Origin of the sequence: Pseudomonas sp. B5(2017), assembly GCF_002112825.1 — a bacterium.
Lineage (GTDB): Bacteria > Pseudomonadota > Gammaproteobacteria > Pseudomonadales > Pseudomonadaceae > Aquipseudomonas > Aquipseudomonas putida_Z.
The window spans coordinates 67,109-81,107 of sequence record NZ_NEIR01000005.1 but is presented as its reverse complement, the minus strand read 5'-3'; the positions used below and the strand labels follow the sequence as shown (position 1 = coordinate 81,107).

At 64.0% G+C, this 13,999-nt stretch carries 12 protein-coding genes; 7 read left to right on the top strand and 5 right to left on the bottom strand.

The window, feature by feature from the left end; translation table 11 throughout:
- Positions 1 to 3: 3 nt before the first annotated feature.
- The 5 genes from bioD to CAG00_RS09125 all read left to right on the top strand — a co-directional run bounded on the left by bioD (position 4) and on the right by CAG00_RS09125 (position 6,779).
- Positions 4 to 684 carry a dethiobiotin synthase gene (gene bioD, locus CAG00_RS09145; RefSeq protein ID WP_085664093.1) on the top strand — a complete coding sequence of 227 codons (681 nt, stop codon included), beginning with the start codon at positions 4 to 6 and terminating at the stop codon, positions 682 to 684.
- A 230-nt stretch (positions 685 to 914) separates the two neighbouring features.
- Positions 915 to 1,211: a hypothetical protein gene (locus CAG00_RS09140; RefSeq protein WP_003258614.1), complete on the top strand. Its 297-nt coding sequence runs from the start codon at positions 915 to 917 to the stop codon at positions 1,209 to 1,211.
- A 286-nt stretch (positions 1,212 to 1,497) separates the two neighbouring features.
- Positions 1,498 to 3,303 (top strand): phenylacyl-CoA dehydrogenase, encoded by a 1,806-nt coding sequence (locus tag CAG00_RS09135; RefSeq protein WP_085664092.1) that lies wholly within the window; start codon positions 1,498 to 1,500, stop codon positions 3,301 to 3,303.
- A gap of 290 nt (positions 3,304 to 3,593) precedes the next feature.
- Positions 3,594 to 4,877 (top strand): diguanylate cyclase, encoded by a 1,284-nt coding sequence (locus CAG00_RS09130; RefSeq protein WP_025337436.1) that lies wholly within the window; start codon positions 3,594 to 3,596, stop codon positions 4,875 to 4,877.
- Positions 4,878 to 5,000: 123 nt separating this feature from the next.
- Positions 5,001 to 6,779: an acyl-CoA dehydrogenase C-terminal domain-containing protein gene (locus tag CAG00_RS09125; protein WP_085664091.1), complete on the top strand. Its 1,779-nt coding sequence runs from the start codon at positions 5,001 to 5,003 to the stop codon at positions 6,777 to 6,779.
- A gap of 356 nt (positions 6,780 to 7,135) precedes the next feature.
- On the opposite strand, the gene CAG00_RS09120 is transcribed toward CAG00_RS09125, so the two are convergent.
- Positions 7,136 to 8,059, bottom strand: coding sequence for a LysR family transcriptional regulator (locus CAG00_RS09120; protein ID WP_004375209.1), 924 nt, complete (start codon positions 8,057 to 8,059; stop codon positions 7,136 to 7,138).
- Positions 8,060 to 8,268: 209 nt separating this feature from the next.
- On the opposite strand from CAG00_RS09120, the gene CAG00_RS09115 reads away from it, so the two are divergent.
- Both CAG00_RS09115 and CAG00_RS09110 read left to right on the top strand, forming a co-directional pair.
- Complete coding sequence (locus tag CAG00_RS09115; protein ID WP_085664090.1) at positions 8,269 to 9,549, top strand: aspartate aminotransferase family protein; 1,281 nt, start codon at positions 8,269 to 8,271, stop codon at positions 9,547 to 9,549.
- A gap of 152 nt (positions 9,550 to 9,701) precedes the next feature.
- Positions 9,702 to 9,860 (top strand): YqaE/Pmp3 family membrane protein, encoded by a 159-nt coding sequence (locus CAG00_RS09110; protein WP_009681539.1) that lies wholly within the window; start codon positions 9,702 to 9,704, stop codon positions 9,858 to 9,860.
- Positions 9,861 to 9,992: 132 nt separating this feature from the next.
- On the opposite strand, the gene CAG00_RS09105 is transcribed toward CAG00_RS09110, so the two are convergent.
- From CAG00_RS09105 to pqqC, 4 genes are read right to left on the bottom strand one after another with little or no spacing between them, the layout of a single operon-like run.
- Positions 9,993 to 11,816, bottom strand: a complete 1,824-nt coding sequence (locus CAG00_RS09105) for a S9 family peptidase (protein WP_085664089.1) — start codon at positions 11,814 to 11,816, stop codon at positions 9,993 to 9,995.
- On the bottom strand, positions 11,782 to 12,942 hold the full coding sequence (gene pqqE / locus CAG00_RS09100; protein WP_025337440.1) for a pyrroloquinoline quinone biosynthesis protein PqqE: 1,161 nt from the start codon (positions 12,940 to 12,942) through the stop codon (positions 11,782 to 11,784). The genes CAG00_RS09105 and pqqE overlap by 35 nt, the downstream gene beginning before the upstream one ends.
- Complete coding sequence (gene pqqD, locus CAG00_RS09095) at positions 12,914 to 13,189, bottom strand: pyrroloquinoline quinone biosynthesis peptide chaperone PqqD (protein WP_004375207.1); 276 nt, start codon at positions 13,187 to 13,189, stop codon at positions 12,914 to 12,916. Before pqqD ends, pqqE begins: the two co-directional genes overlap by 29 nt.
- A complete protein-coding gene (gene pqqC, locus CAG00_RS09090; protein ID WP_003255592.1) occupies positions 13,186 to 13,941 on the bottom strand; it encodes a pyrroloquinoline-quinone synthase PqqC in 756 nt (251 codons plus the stop codon). Before pqqC ends, pqqD begins: the two co-directional genes overlap by 4 nt.
- Between the last annotated feature and the right edge of the window lie 58 nt (positions 13,942 to 13,999).

Genomic DNA, 13,999 nt, shown 5'->3' with positions numbered 1-13,999 from the left:
GAGATGAACCAGGCCTATTTCATTGCCGGTACCGATACCGATGTTGGCAAGACCACCATCGCTGCCGGGCTGTTGCATGCGGCACGGTTGCAGGGCATGAGCACGCTGGGGGCCAAGCCGGTGGCCTCCGGTTGCACCATGACACCGAAAGGCTTGCGCAACAGTGACGCCCAGGCGCTGATCGATGAAAGCACGATCAAGCTGCCCTACGAACAGGTCAACCCGTTTGCCTTCGAACCGGCTATCGCACCCCATGTGGCAGCGCGCGAGGCGGGAGTAACGCTTGCCGTGCCGGAACTGTTGGCGGCGATGCGCAATGTGCTGCAACAAGATGCCGACTTCACCCTGATCGAGGGGGCCGGTGGCTGGCGCGTGCCGTTGTCGGGGCAGGCCAACTTGTCCGATCTGGCCATTGCCTTGAAGTTGCCGGTGATCCTGGTGGTGGGGGTGCGACTGGGGTGCATCAGCCACGCCTTGCTCAGCGCCGAGGCGATTGCCCGTGACGGGCTGCAATTGGCGGGATGGGTGGCGAACATCATCGAGCCGCGTACTTCGCGCCTGGAAGAGAACCTGGCCAGCCTGGCCGAGCGTTTGCCAGCGCCATGCCTGGGGCGTGTGCCCAAATTGAAGCAGGCCAGTGCCGACATGGTGGCTGAACACCTTCAGCTGGATCTGCTGGATTAGCCGTTTCCAGGCCAGGCCCTTTCGCGGGTAAACCCGCTCCCACAGGATCTCCACAGTTTTTGAGACTTGTGCAGTACCTGTGGGAGCGGGTTTACCCGCGAAGAGGCCAGTGCAGGAATACCCAAGGCCTATCAAATGGCACCAGGCCATTAGGGATTTAAACGGGCCTTTTCACCCCTGGCCTGCTTTAATTGGGCCTGTTCGTCATCCAGCGTCAATGGAGTCCTGACATGGAAATCACCGGTAGCTCCGCCTACTACGCGGGCCTGAGCGCAATCCAGACCGGCCAGAACCGCGTCGATCAGGCCGCCAGCCAGATCGCCAGCACCACCGCCGAACGTAGCGCCACCAGCCAGTCCAGCGATTTTCAGGCCGAACGCCTGCGCGCGGTCGACCGCAGCCAGCAGATGGACCTGGCCACCAGCACCGTGCAGCTGGCCGTGGGCAAACTCGAAGTCGAGCTTGGCGCAAAGGTCGCCAAGGCATCCGACGAAATGCTCGGCCGGATCATCGACACCTACGCCTGATACGGCGGCCCTTCCCGAACCTAACGCTATCCCTGTGGGAGCGGGTTTACCCGCGAATGCGTCCGCCCGGACACCTCTGTTTTCCGGGCTGGCCCATTCGCGGGTAAACCCGCTCCCACAGGGGTACATATCATGGCTTGGCGCTTTTGCCATTTTTCGTGGCGTAAATGGCACCATAGTCCATCCTTGACATAAGGCGGAGCTAAACGTAAGTTTCAAACAACTGTTTGATCGACGGCCGCCAAGTGCGGGTCACCCCACAGAACTCACCTAGAGGTTCATCGCAATGCCTGATTACAAAGCCCCCTTGCGTGATATCCGCTTCGTTCGCGACGAGCTGCTCGGCTATGAGGCGCACTATCAGAGCCTGCCGGGTTGCCAGGACGCCACGCCCGACATGGTCGACGCGATCCTCGAAGAAGGCGCGAAGTTCTGTGAGCAGGTGCTGTCGCCGCTGAACCGCGTGGGTGACCAGGAAGGTTGCACCTGGAGCGAATCGGGCGTGAAAACCCCTACCGGCTTCAAAGAGGCCTACGAACAGTTCGTCGAAGGCGGCTGGCCGAGCTTGGCGCATGACGTCGAGCACGGCGGCCAGGGCCTGCCGGAATCGCTGGGCCTGGCCCTGAGCGAAATGGTCGGTGGTTCGAACTGGTCGTGGGGCATGTACCCGGGCCTGTCGCACGGCGCGATGAACACCATCTCTGCGCACGGCACCGCCGAGCAGCAGCACACCTACCTGACCAAGCTGGTATCCGGCGAGTGGACCGGCACCATGTGCCTGACCGAGCCGCACTGCGGTACCGACCTGGGCATGCTGCGCACCAAGGCCGAGCCACAGGCTGATGGCAGCTACAAGGTGTCGGGCACCAAGATCTTCATTTCGGCCGGTGAGCACGACATGGCCGACAACATTGTCCATATCGTCCTGGCCCGCCTGCCGGACGCACCGGCTGGCACCAAGGGCATCTCGCTGTTCATCGTGCCGAAGTTCCTGCCCAACGCCGAAGGCGGTGTGGGCGAGCGCAATGGCGTGAGCTGCGGCTCGATCGAACACAAGATGGGTATCCACGGCAACGCCACCTGCGTGATGAACTTCGACGGCGCTACCGGCTACCTGATCGGCCCGGCCAACAAAGGCCTGAACTGCATGTTCACCTTCATGAACACCGCTCGCCTGGGTACCGCGCTGCAAGGCCTGGCCCACGCCGAAGTAGCGTTCCAGGGTGGTCTGAAGTACGCCCGTGAGCGCCTGCAGATGCGTTCCCTGACCGGCCCGAAAGCACCGGACAAGGCTGCTGACCCGATCATCGTCCACCCGGACGTGCGTCGCATGCTGCTGACCATGAAGGCCTTCGCCGAAGGCAACCGCGCGATGGTGTACTTCACTGCCAAGCAGGTGGACATCGTCAAGTACAGCCAGGATGAAGAAGAGCGCAAGAAGGCCGATGCCCTGCTGGCGTTCCTGACCCCGATCGCCAAGGCGTTCATGACCGAGGTCGGCTTCGAAGCCGCCAACCATGGCGTGCAGATCTACGGTGGCCACGGCTTCATCGCCGAGTGGGGCATGGAGCAGAACGTGCGCGACAGCCGCATTTCCATGCTGTACGAAGGCACCACCGGCATCCAGGCCCTGGACCTGCTCGGCCGCAAGGTGCTGATGACCCAGGGCGAAGCGCTGAAGGGCTTCACCAAGATCGTGCACAAGTTCTGCCAGGCGCAGGAAGGCAACGAAGCGGTCAAGGAGTTCGTCGAACCGCTGGCGGCGCTGAACAAGGAATGGGGCGAGCTGACCATGAAAGTGGGTATGGCCGCCATGAAGGACCGCGAAGAAGTGGGTGCGGCCTCGGTGGATTACCTGATGTATTCCGGCTACGCCTGCCTGGCCTACTTCTGGGCCGACATCGCCCGCCTGGCGGCCGAGAAACTGGCTGCCGGCACCAGCGAAGAAGCGTTCTACACCGCCAAGCTGCAGACCGCGCGCTTCTACTTCCAGCGCATCCTGCCGCGTACCCGTACCCACGTGGCGACCATGCTGTCGGGTGCCAACAACCTGATGGCGATGGACGAAGAGCACTTCGGCCTGTCGTACTGATCCTGCCGCTGTAAACCAAACCCGCCTGCCTTCACCGGCAGGCGGGTTTTTTATTTCTTCAGGTCCGGCGCGGTCCCCTTGTAGGAGCGGCCTTGTGTCGCGATGGGCTGCAAAGCAGCCCCGGCGATCTTTGCTGTGGCAGAAATCCTGGGGCCGCTACGCACCCCGATCGCGACACAAGGCCGCTCCTACAAGGAATCGAGTCTGATTCGAAATTCAACTGTTCATGTGCACTGCCGATGAAGTAAGGGCACAATGCCACCATTGATCTGCCGGGTTGGAGATTACCCTTGTTTCGTTTTAACGCTGTTCGCGCGAGCCACTTCCTGCCTTCGCTGATTCTTTTGCTGGCAGGCCTCGCCGCGGCCTATGTGAGAGACCTCAGTGTCTTTTTCACATCGCTGTTCAACGTCCTGCCCACCTTGGTCCTGCTGCTGGGCGGAGCCTACTGTGCGGTGTACCGTCGCCAGCGCGAGCTGTTCCTGATGCTCACGGTGTACATCGCCTACTACCTGCTCGACACCCAGACCGACTTCTACCGTGACCATGGCCGCGTGCGCGAGGACGCGGCGGTGATCTTCCACCTGGTGTGCCTGCTGCTGCCCACCCTGTTCGGGCTGTATGGTGCCTGGCAGGAGCGCACCCACCTGCTGCAGGACCTGGTCGCCCGTGGCGCCGTGCTGTTTGCCGTGGGCAGCGTGGCAGTGGCCCTGGAGCAAAGCTACCCCGAAGCGCTGCTGACCTGGTTGGCGGAAATCCGCTGGCCAACCTTGCATGGCCAGTGGATGAGCCTGATCCAGATGGTCTACCCGCTGTTCCTCGGCGTATTCATCCTGCTGGTGGTGCAATACCTGCGTGCGCCACGGCCGCTGCACGCTGCGCAGGTGATGGGCCTGCTGGGCATCTTCTGGATGCTGCCGCAAACCTTCATCCTGCCGTTCACCCTGAACATCATGTGCAGCCAGGTGATGCTGATGATCGCCGCAGCGGTGGCGCACGAGGCCTACCAGATGGCCTTCCGCGACGAGCTGACCGGCCTGCCGGGGCGCCGTGCGCTGAACGAGCGCATGCAGCGCCTGGGGCGCAACTATGTGATCGCCATGACCGATGTCGACCACTTCAAGAAATTCAACGACACCCACGGCCACGACGTCGGCGACCAGGTGCTGCGCCTGGTTGCCAGCCGCCTGTCCAAGGTCACCGGGGGTGGCCGCGCCTACCGCTATGGCGGCGAGGAATTCGCCCTGGTGTTTGCTGGCAAGACCGCCGAGGAATGCGTGCCGCACGTGGAGGCCGTGCGCGAAGTGATCGCCAATTACGTGATGCACCTGCGCGACCAGCACAACCGCCCGCAGGACGATACCACCGGGCGCCAACGGCGGGCGGGCAGCAGTGGCGGCACGGTGTCGGTCACCATCAGCATCGGCGTGGCCGAGCGTCAGGCCGATCATCGTAACCCCGAAGCCGTGCTGAAATCCGCCGACCAGGCGCTGTACAGCGCCAAGGGCGCGGGGCGCAATTGTGTCATGGTGCATGGGCAACAATCGCAGCGAGGGGCAGTGCGCACGGCGTGACCGAAATAGACTGTACGGTCTAGTGATGACCCTATGTCTCGTAAAAGTTGTTCGGTTACACTGCCTGCAACCCAGTGTCGCGGTTCCCCGAGACCGCCCCGAACCGACTAGCGAGAGGTTGTCATGGCTGAATATAAAGCGCCCCTGCGCGACATGCGCTTCGTACTGAATGAAGTCTTCAACGTGGCCGAGCAGTGGGCGCAGTTGCCCGGGCTGGCCGAGGTTGTCGATGCCGACACGGCCATGGCGGTGCTGGAAGAAGCCGGCAAGGTCACTGCCAAGTCCATCGCACCGCTCAGCCGTGCCGCCGACGAAGAGGGCTGTCACTGGGAAAACGGCGCGGTAAGTACCCCAGCCGGTTTCATCGAGGCCTACAACACCTACGCCGAAGGCGGTTGGGTGGGCGTGGGCGGCGACCCGCTGTTCGGCGGCATGGGCATGCCCAAGGTCATCTCGGCCCAGGTCGAGGAAATGGTCAACGCCTCCAGCCTGTCCTTCGGCCTGTACCCGATGCTGACTGCCGGCGCCTGCCTGTCGATCAATGCCCACGCCAGTGAAGCGCTGAAGGAAAAGTACCTGCCGAACATGTACGCCGGCGTGTGGGCCGGTTCCATGTGCCTGACCGAGCCGCATGCCGGTACCGACCTGGGCATCATCCGCACCAAGGCCGAGCCCCAGGCCGACGGCAGCTACAAGGTCAGCGGCACCAAGATCTTCATCACCGGCGGCGAGCACGACCTGACCGAGAACATCATCCACCTGGTGCTGGCCAAGCTGCCGGACGCACCGGCGGGGCCGAAAGGCATTTCGCTGTTCCTGGTGCCGAAGTTCCTGGTCAATGAAGACGGCAGCCTGGGGGCGCGCAACCCGGCCACCTGTGGCTCGATCGAGCACAAGATGGGCATCCAGGCCTCGGCCACTTGCGTGATGAACTTCGACGAAGCGGTCGGCTATCTCGTCGGTGAGCCGAACAAGGGCCTGGCGGCCATGTTCACCATGATGAACTACGAGCGCCTGGGTGTTGGTATCCAGGGCCTGGCTTCGGCCGAGCGCTCCTACCAGAATGCCGTGGAGTACGCCCGCGACCGCCTGCAAAGCCGCGCCCCGACCGGGCCACAAGCCAAGGACAAGGCCGCTGACCCGATCATTGTCCACCCGGACGTGCGCCGCATGCTGCTGACCATGAAGGCGCTGATCGAGGGTGGCCGTGCCTTCTCCAGCTACGTGGCCATGCAGCTGGACAGTGCCAAGTACAGCGAAGACCCCGCCGTGCGCAAGCGCAGCGAAGAGCTGGTGGCACTGCTGACGCCGGTGGCCAAGGCTTTCCTAACCGACCTGGGCCTGGAGTGCGCGGTGCACGGCCAGCAGGTGTTCGGCGGGCATGGCTACATTCGCGAATGGGGGCAGGAGCAACTGGTGCGCGATGTGCGTATCACGCAGATCTACGAAGGCACCAACGGCATCCAGGCCCTCGACCTGATGGGGCGCAAGGTGGTGGCCAGTGGTGGGGCGTACTACCGGCTGTTCTCCGACGAGATTCGCCAGTTCATTGCCAGCGCGGGTAGCGAGCTGGATGAATTTGCCAAGCCGTTGGCTGCCGGTCTCGATCAACTCGACGGGCTGACCGAGTGGGTGCTGGAACAGGCCAAGGGCAACCCGAACGAGATTGGCGCGGCTTCTGTCGAGTACCTGCATGCCTTTGGTTATGTCGCCTATGCCTACATGTGGGCATTGATGGCGCGGGCGGCGAAGGCGGGTGAGGGGGATGCAGCGTTCTATTCGGGCAAGCTGGGTACGGCGCGGTTCTACTTTGCGCGGTTGCTGCCGCGGGTGGATTCGCTGGTGGCTTCGGTGAAGGCGGGGAGTGAGTCGTTGTACCTGCTGGATGCCGAGCAGTTCTGAGGGATTTTGGGGGGCTGCTTTGCAGCCCATCGCGACACAAGGCCGCTCCTACAGGTACCGCGCAAGCTCGAATGGCTATGCGTTCCCCTGTAGGAGCGGCCTTGTGTCGCGATGGGCCGCCAAGCGGCCCCTGTCGTGTAAGCTTTTTCCTACACAACGTGGTGACTTTTCACCACTGTTCTCAGATTGGATCCACGGCTATTCTTTACCACATGGACGTTGCGCAGGAAGCGCAAAGGACAGATCAAGGATGACGACGAAGGACCACCTGCCAGGATGGCGGGGCGATACGGATGTCACAGGGAAACAGTCTGGAAAACCCCGCTTCGGCGGGGTTTTCTTTGTGCGCGTGTTTTTCAGCCCAGCACATCCAGCGGTGATGCGCCCAACAGGCGGGCGTCCGTCTCTTCCTCCAGCAGCGTGCGCAGCAGCTCCACAGAGGCCTGCTGGCGCTGGGCATCGCGGAACACCAAGCCAACCTTCAGCGGTACCCGCGGCTCGCTCAACGGCTTCCACAGCAGCCCCTGGTCATCCTCGGCGGCCTCCTTGGCCCGCCCCGGCAGGATGGTGGCCAGCGCGGTATGGGCCAGGCTGTCGAGAATCCCCGCCATGTTGTTCATCTCTGCCTGCACCTGCGGCCGACGCCCCTGGCTGGCCAGCTGCGCCTGCCAGATCTGGCGGATCTGGAACTCCTCGCCCAGCATCAGCATGGGCAGCTCGGCGGCCTGGCGAATGGACACCTTCTTGAAGTCCTTCAGCGGGTGGGTAGCGGGGATGACCAGTTGCAGCTCATCTTCGTACAGCAACAGACCATGCAGCCCCGGCTGGCGTGGCGGCAGGTAGCTGATACCGATGTCCAGGCTGCCATTGAGCAAGCGCCGTTCGATCTCCAGCCCCGACAATTCGTAGATCTGCACCACAAGGTGCGGCTGTGCCCTGCGCAGGCGCTCGAGCAGCTGCGGCACCAGGCTCGGTCGCACGGTCTGCAGCACGCCGATGGCCAAAGTACGCAGCGACTGGCCCTTGAAGTTGCGCATGGCCTCGTGGGCTCGCTGCAGCCCGTCGAGCAACGGCAGGGCGTGGTTGTACAGGGTGTGGGCGGCCAGAGTCGGCAGCAGCCGCTTGTTGCTGCGTTCGAACAGGCTCAGGTCGAGGCTGTGCTCCAGCTGGCGGATCTGCTGGGAAAGCGCTGGCTGGGACAGCGACAGGCGCTCGGCGGCGCGGCCCACGTGGCCTTCTTCATACACCGCGACGAAATAACGCAGTTGGCGGAAATCCATAAGTGATACTTATCGAAAATGCTGGAAAAACGAAATGGTCGAAAACCCTCGCGAGGCCTAGTCTATCGCCGTATTCCAACGGGTTACAGCGATGAATCGATCGATTGTTACCCCGGATGAAAAACACTTTTGATAGGAAAGGCAAAATATCGAGTGCCGGCACCCAGACCGCACCGTGGCCGCCCCTGTCGTGATTGGTTGGAGCCCTGATGAACCTGTTCAACCTGCGCCGCCCGGCCCCTGCCGCCGTCGCCGAGCCCAAGCGTGCGCCGGTGATCGTGCCGGAAGCGCCGCAGCTGTCGCGTGAGCGCCTGATGCCCAGCACCGAACGCGCAGCGCAGGTGTTCGTGCGTGGCCAGGGCTCCTGGTTGTGGGACAACGAAGGGCATGCCTACCTGGACTTCACCCAAGGTGGTGCAGTCAACTGCCTGGGCCACAGCCCCAGTGTGCTGGTGAAGGCGCTGGGCAACCAGGCCCAGGCGCTGATCAACCCGGGCTCGGGCTACCACAGCCGTGGCCTGCTGGGGCTGGTCAACCGCCTGTGCCAGAGCACCGGCAGCGACCAGGCCTACCTGCTCAACAGCGGTGCCGAAGCCTGCGAAGGTGCGATCAAGCTGGCGCGCAAGTGGGGCCAACTGCACCGCAACGGCGCCTATCACATCATTACCGCCAGCCAGGCCTGCCATGGCCGCAGCTTGGGCGCGTTGTCGGCGTCCGACCCGCTGCCATGCAACCGCTGCGAGCCGGGCCTGCCGGGCTTCAGCAAGGTACCGTTCAATGACTTGGCGGCGCTGCACGCCGAGGTGGACTCGCGCACCGTGGCGATCATGCTCGAGCCTATCCAGGGCGAGGCAGGTGTCATCCCGGCCACGCAGGAATACCTCAAGGGTGTGGAAACGCTGTGCCGCGAACTGGGCATCCTGCTGATCCTCGACGAGGTGCAGACCGGCATCGGCCGCTGTGGTGCGCTGCTGGCAGAGGAAACCTACGGCGTGCGCGCCGACATCATCACCCTGGGCAAGGGCCTGGGCGGTGGCGTGCCGCTGGCGGCCTTGCTGGCCCGGGGCACGGCGTGCTGCGCCGAGCCTGGCGAACTGGAAGGCAGCCACCATGGCAACGCGCTGATGTGCGCCGCCGGCCTGGCCGTGCTGGATACCGTGCTGGAGCCTGGCTTCTTCGTCCACGTGCAGGACAACGGCCGCCACCTGCGTGAAGGCCTGAGCCGGCTGGCCGGGCGCTATGGCCAGGGCGAAGTGCGCGGGCAAGGCCTGCTGTGGGCCCTGCAGATGAAAGAAAACCTAGCCCGCGAGCTGGTGGCGGCTGCCCTGCACGAAGGCCTGCTGCTCAACGCACCGCAGGCGGATGTGGTGCGTTTTTCGCCAGCGCTGACCGTGAGCAAGGGCAACATCGACGAAATGCTGCTGCGCCTGGCCCGTGCCTTCGCCCGCCTGCACGCCCAGCAGCAGGCCCGCCGCGAAATGCCAGCCTAGCGGCCTGGTGACATCGAGAATTCTACGAACCGTCTGGCGTTCCTGCGCATCGCCCTTGGCCTGTTTCATTCGGCCCGGGGCGTTTTTTTTGCCTGTTGAACCTCTGTGGCGGGCGGCTAGTCTCTGATGTAACCCCTTCAGGAGAAACTCGCATGGACTTTATACGCATCATCATCGCCATCATCCTGCCACCGCTGGGCGTGTTCCTGCAGGTGGGGTTTGGCGGGGCGTTCTGGCTGAATATCTTGCTGACCTTGCTGGGGTATATTCCGGGGATCGTGCATGCGGTGTATATCATCGCCAAGCGCTGAGATTTTTGGGGCTGCTTTGCAGCCCATCGCGACACAAGGCCGCTCCTACAGGTACAGCGCCACATTCGGGCTTGTGCGATCCCTGTAGGAGCGGCCTTGTGTCGCGATGGGCCGCAAAGCGGCCCCAGAATCTCAGCCCTCCAACACCCGGCAATAGAACTTCCACTCTTCTTCCAAGGCATGCGCCAGGTTCTCCGCCTTGCGGAACCCATGACGCTCCCCCGCATAGAAATGCCCTTCGGCCTCTATCCCGTTAGCCTGCAACGCCGCCAGCATCGACCGCGTCTGCTCCGGCACCACCACCGCATCCAGCTCACCCTGGAAGAAAATCACCGGTACCTTGATCTGCCCCGCATGCAGCAGCGGCGTACGCTGGCGATAGCGCTCGGCATCCTGCAGCGGATCGCCGATCAGCCAGTCCAGGTAGTCCCCTTCGAACTTGTGGGTGGCCCGGCCCAGGGCAACCGGGTCGCTGACCCCGTACAGGCTGGCGCCAGCGCGGAACACATCATGGAACGCCAGGGCGCACAGTGTGGTGTAGCCGCCCGCGCTACCGCCGCGGATGAACGCCTTGCGGCTGTCGACCAGCCCACGTCCGGCCAGGTATTCCACCGCCGCGCAAGCATCGGCCACATCGCTTTCGCCCCAGCGCAGATGCAAGGCCTGGCGGTATTCACGGCCATAGCCGGTGCTGCCCCGGTAGTTCAGGTCGGCGACGGCGAAGCCGCGTTGGGTCCAGTACTGGATGCGCGGGTCGAGCACGGGATAACAGGCCGAAGTCGGCCCGCCGTGGATGAACACCACCAGCGGCGCGGCCCCTTGCGAGCGGGCTGCCGGGTAGAAGAAGCCATGGGCGCGGTGGCCGTCACTGCCGTAGTGGATCGACTGTGGCAGGCTGATATGCCTTGCCGGCAGTATTTCGGCGCCACCAGCCAATACGCTGACCTCGTGGTTGCTGCGGGCGATGGCGATGACCGCCGGCGGGCTGATCGGCGAGGCGGCAATCGCGTACAGGTGTTCGGCATCCATGGCCAGGCTGCGAAAACGCGTGTAGGCGCTGGCGAAACGCTCCAGGCGGCCATCGGCAGTACGCAGCCCCAGTTGCCCGAAGCCGTCTTCGAACCAGCTGGCCAGATAGCTTTGTGGCCCCAGCGCCAACCAGGTACTGGCGCCCAGTTGCCAGGGTGCCGCAGCGTGGTCCGCGGGCTCGGCAGGCAGGGCCTGCCAGCAGCCATCGACCTCGCCCCAGGGTTGCCAGAAGCCATTGCGGTCAGACAGGCAGTAGAGTCGGCCTTCGCTATCGAAGCGCGGCTGCTGCAGCGATTCGTCAGCGCCGGCCACACATTGCGCGGGCCCCCAGCGGCCACTTGCATCACGTGTGCGGCACATCAGCCTGGTGACGGTCCAGGGTTGTGCCGGGCGGTCCCATTCGACCCACGCCAGGCGCTGGCCGTCGGTACTCACCGTAGGCGAGGCATAGAAGTCGGCACCCTCGGCGAGTACTTCGCGGGCTTGTTCCCCCAGGGTGACCAGGCGATGCTCGACCCGTTCGCCATGCTGCTCCTCGACCGCCAGCACCAGGCCGTCGTGCCACTGCACATCGCCATAGCGGCAGCTGGCATCATCGGTCAGGGCACGCGGTACCGCGCCTTCCAGGGCCTGGGTATAGACCTGCTGGTCCTTTTCGTTGACGAACAGTAGCCCGTCACCACCCAGGCAAAAACTGCCACCGCCGTATTCGTACACCCGGCTACGCACGCTGAAGCCATCGGGGGTCAGGCAGCGGGCCTGCTGGTGCTGCCAGTGCCAGATGCGACAGGCACCATCGGCCGGGCGAAACTCGTTCCAGAACAGCCCCGCGGCGCTGACCTTGAGTTCGGCGAAGTCAGTGCCGGCAGCAACTGCCTGGGCCGCGCTGAACTCAGCCGCGGACGATGACACGGGAGTTTCGTTCATTGCGGAAGGTCATCTCTTCAATGGTGAGCTGGGCGCTTTCCGCCTCCTCGCGGGCCTTGAGGATGATGCCGTGGTCGGCCGACTTGGCGCACACCGGGTCGGCGTTGCTGGCATCGCCGGTGAGCATGAAGGCCTGGCAGCGGCAGCCGCCGAAGTCCTTTTCCTTCTCGTCGCAGGAACGGCAGGGTTCGGGCATCCACTCATAGCCGCGGAAGCGGTTGAAGCCGAACGAGTCGTACCAGATGTGGTGCAGGTCGTGGTCGCGCACGTTGGGGAACTGCACCGGCAACTGGCGCGCGCCATGGCAGGGCAGGGCGGTGCCGTCCGGAGTGATGGTGAGGAACAGGCTGCCCCAGCCATTCATGCAGGCCTTGGGGCGCTCCTCGTAGTAGTCCGGGGTGACGAAGATCAGCTTGCACGGGTTGCCCTCGGCCTTGAGCTTGTCCCGGTACTCGTTGGTGATGCGTTCGGCCCGTTCCAGCTGCGCGCGGGTCGGCAGCAGGCCCAGCCGGTTGAGGTGGGCCCAGCCGTAGAACTGGCAGGTGGCAAGCTCGACGAAGTCGGCTTCCAGTGCGATGCACAGCTCGATGATGCGGTCGATCTTGTCGATGTTGTGCCGGTGGGTGACGAAGTTGAGCACCATCGGGTAGCCATGGGCCTTCACCGCACGGGCCATTTCCAGCTTTTGCGCAAAGGCCTTCTTCGAGCCGGCCAGCAGGTTGTTGACCTGCTCGTCGCTGGCCTGGAAGCTGATCTGGATATGGTCCAGGCCGGCCTTCTTGAAGTCGGCGATGCGCGCCTCGGTCAGGCCGATGCCCGAGGTGATCAGGTTGGTGTAGTAGCCCAGCCGGCGGGCCTCGCCGATCAGTTCGGCGAGGTCCTGGCGTACCAGCGGTTCTCCGCCGGAAAAGCCGATTTGCGCGGCACCCATTTCCCGGGCTTCGGCCATCACCTTGAACCACTGCGCGGTGCTCAGCTCCTGGCCCTGGGCGGCGAAGTCCAGCGGGTTGGAGCAGTACGGGCATTGCAGCGGGCAGCGGTAGGTCAGCTCGGCCAGCAGCCACAGCGGCAGGCCGACTGCGGGCGTGGGCGGTAACTCAGGCGAGGACGATCCAGTGTTCGGCACGGGCCACCTCCATGAACTGCTCGATGTCATCGGCCACTTCCGGGACACCGGGGAACTGTTGTTCGAGTTCGCTGATGATCGCGGCAACGTCGCGTTGGCCGTCGATCAGGCCACCGATCAGGGCCGCGCTGTCGTTGAGCTTGATCATGCCCTCGGGGTACAGCAGCACATGGCCCTTTTGCGCCGGCTCGTACTGGAAGCGGTAGCCGGGGCGCCAGGCTGGCACTTGATTACGGTCGAAACTCATAGGGTGATCCCTTTGTGCCACACCCGTTCCTGGGTGACGGAGTGATAGGGCGGGCGGTTCAGCTCGTAGGCCATGCTCATGGCGTCGAGCATGCTCCAGAGAATATCCAGCTTGAACTGCAGTATCTCCAGCATACGCTCCTGGCCCGCGCGGGTGGTGTAGTGCTGCAAGGTAATCGCCAGGCCGTGCTCCACGTCACGCCGGGCCTGGCCCAGGCGGGTGCGGAAGTATTCGTAGCCGGCCGGGTCGATCCACGGGTAGTGCTGCGGCCAGCTGTCCAGGCGCGACTGGTGGATCTGCGGGGCGAACAGCTCGGTCAGCGAGCTGCTGGCCGCTTCCTGCCAACTGGCCCGGCGGGCGAAGTTGACGTAGGCGTCCACGGCAAAGCGTACACCGGGCAGTACCAGCTCCTGGGAGCGCAGCTGGTCCGGGTCCAGGCCCACGGCCTGGCCCAGGCGCAGCCAGGCTTCGATACCACCGTCCTCGCCGGGCGCGCCATCGTGGTCGAGCAGGCGCTGGATCCACTCGCGGCGTACTTCGCGGTCCGGGCAGTTGGCCAGGATCGCGGCATCCTTCATCGGGATGTTGACCTGGTAGTAGAAGCGGTTGGCCACCCAGCCCTGGATCTGTTCGCGGGTGGCGCGACCCTGATACATCGCCACGTGGTACGGGTGATGAATGTGATAGTAGGCGCCCTTGGCGCGCAGGGCCTGCTCGAATTCGGCAGGGGACATTGGCAGTGCGTCGCTCATTCGGCTGGCTCCTGTATAGCTGAGTCTCGGCGCGATCCCTGTGGGAGCGGGTTTACCC

Bases quoted from the DNA above. Each gene is read 5' to 3' on its own strand.
- bioD (WP_085664093.1), top strand. From the start codon at position 4: ATGAACCAGGCCTATTTCATTGCCGGTACCGATACCGATGTTGGCAAG.
- CAG00_RS09140 (WP_003258614.1), top strand. From the start codon at position 915: ATGGAAATCACCGGTAGCTCCGCCTACTACGCGGGCCTGAGCGCAATC.
- CAG00_RS09135 (WP_085664092.1), top strand. From the start codon at position 1,498: ATGCCTGATTACAAAGCCCCCTTGCGTGATATCCGCTTCGTTCGCGAC.
- CAG00_RS09125 (WP_085664091.1), top strand. From the start codon at position 5,001: ATGGCTGAATATAAAGCGCCCCTGCGCGACATGCGCTTCGTACTGAAT.
- CAG00_RS09120 (WP_004375209.1), bottom strand. From the start codon at position 8,059: ATGGATTTCCGCCAACTGCGTTATTTCGTCGCGGTGTATGAAGAAGGC.
- CAG00_RS09115 (WP_085664090.1), top strand. From the start codon at position 8,269: ATGAACCTGTTCAACCTGCGCCGCCCGGCCCCTGCCGCCGTCGCCGAG.
- CAG00_RS09110 (WP_009681539.1), top strand. From the start codon at position 9,702: ATGGACTTTATACGCATCATCATCGCCATCATCCTGCCACCGCTGGGC.
- CAG00_RS09105 (WP_085664089.1), bottom strand. From the start codon at position 11,816: ATGAACGAAACTCCCGTGTCATCGTCCGCGGCTGAGTTCAGCGCGGCC.
- pqqD (WP_004375207.1), bottom strand. From the start codon at position 13,189: ATGAGTTTCGACCGTAATCAAGTGCCAGCCTGGCGCCCCGGCTACCGC.
- pqqC (WP_003255592.1), bottom strand. From the start codon at position 13,941: ATGAGCGACGCACTGCCAATGTCCCCTGCCGAATTCGAGCAGGCCCTG.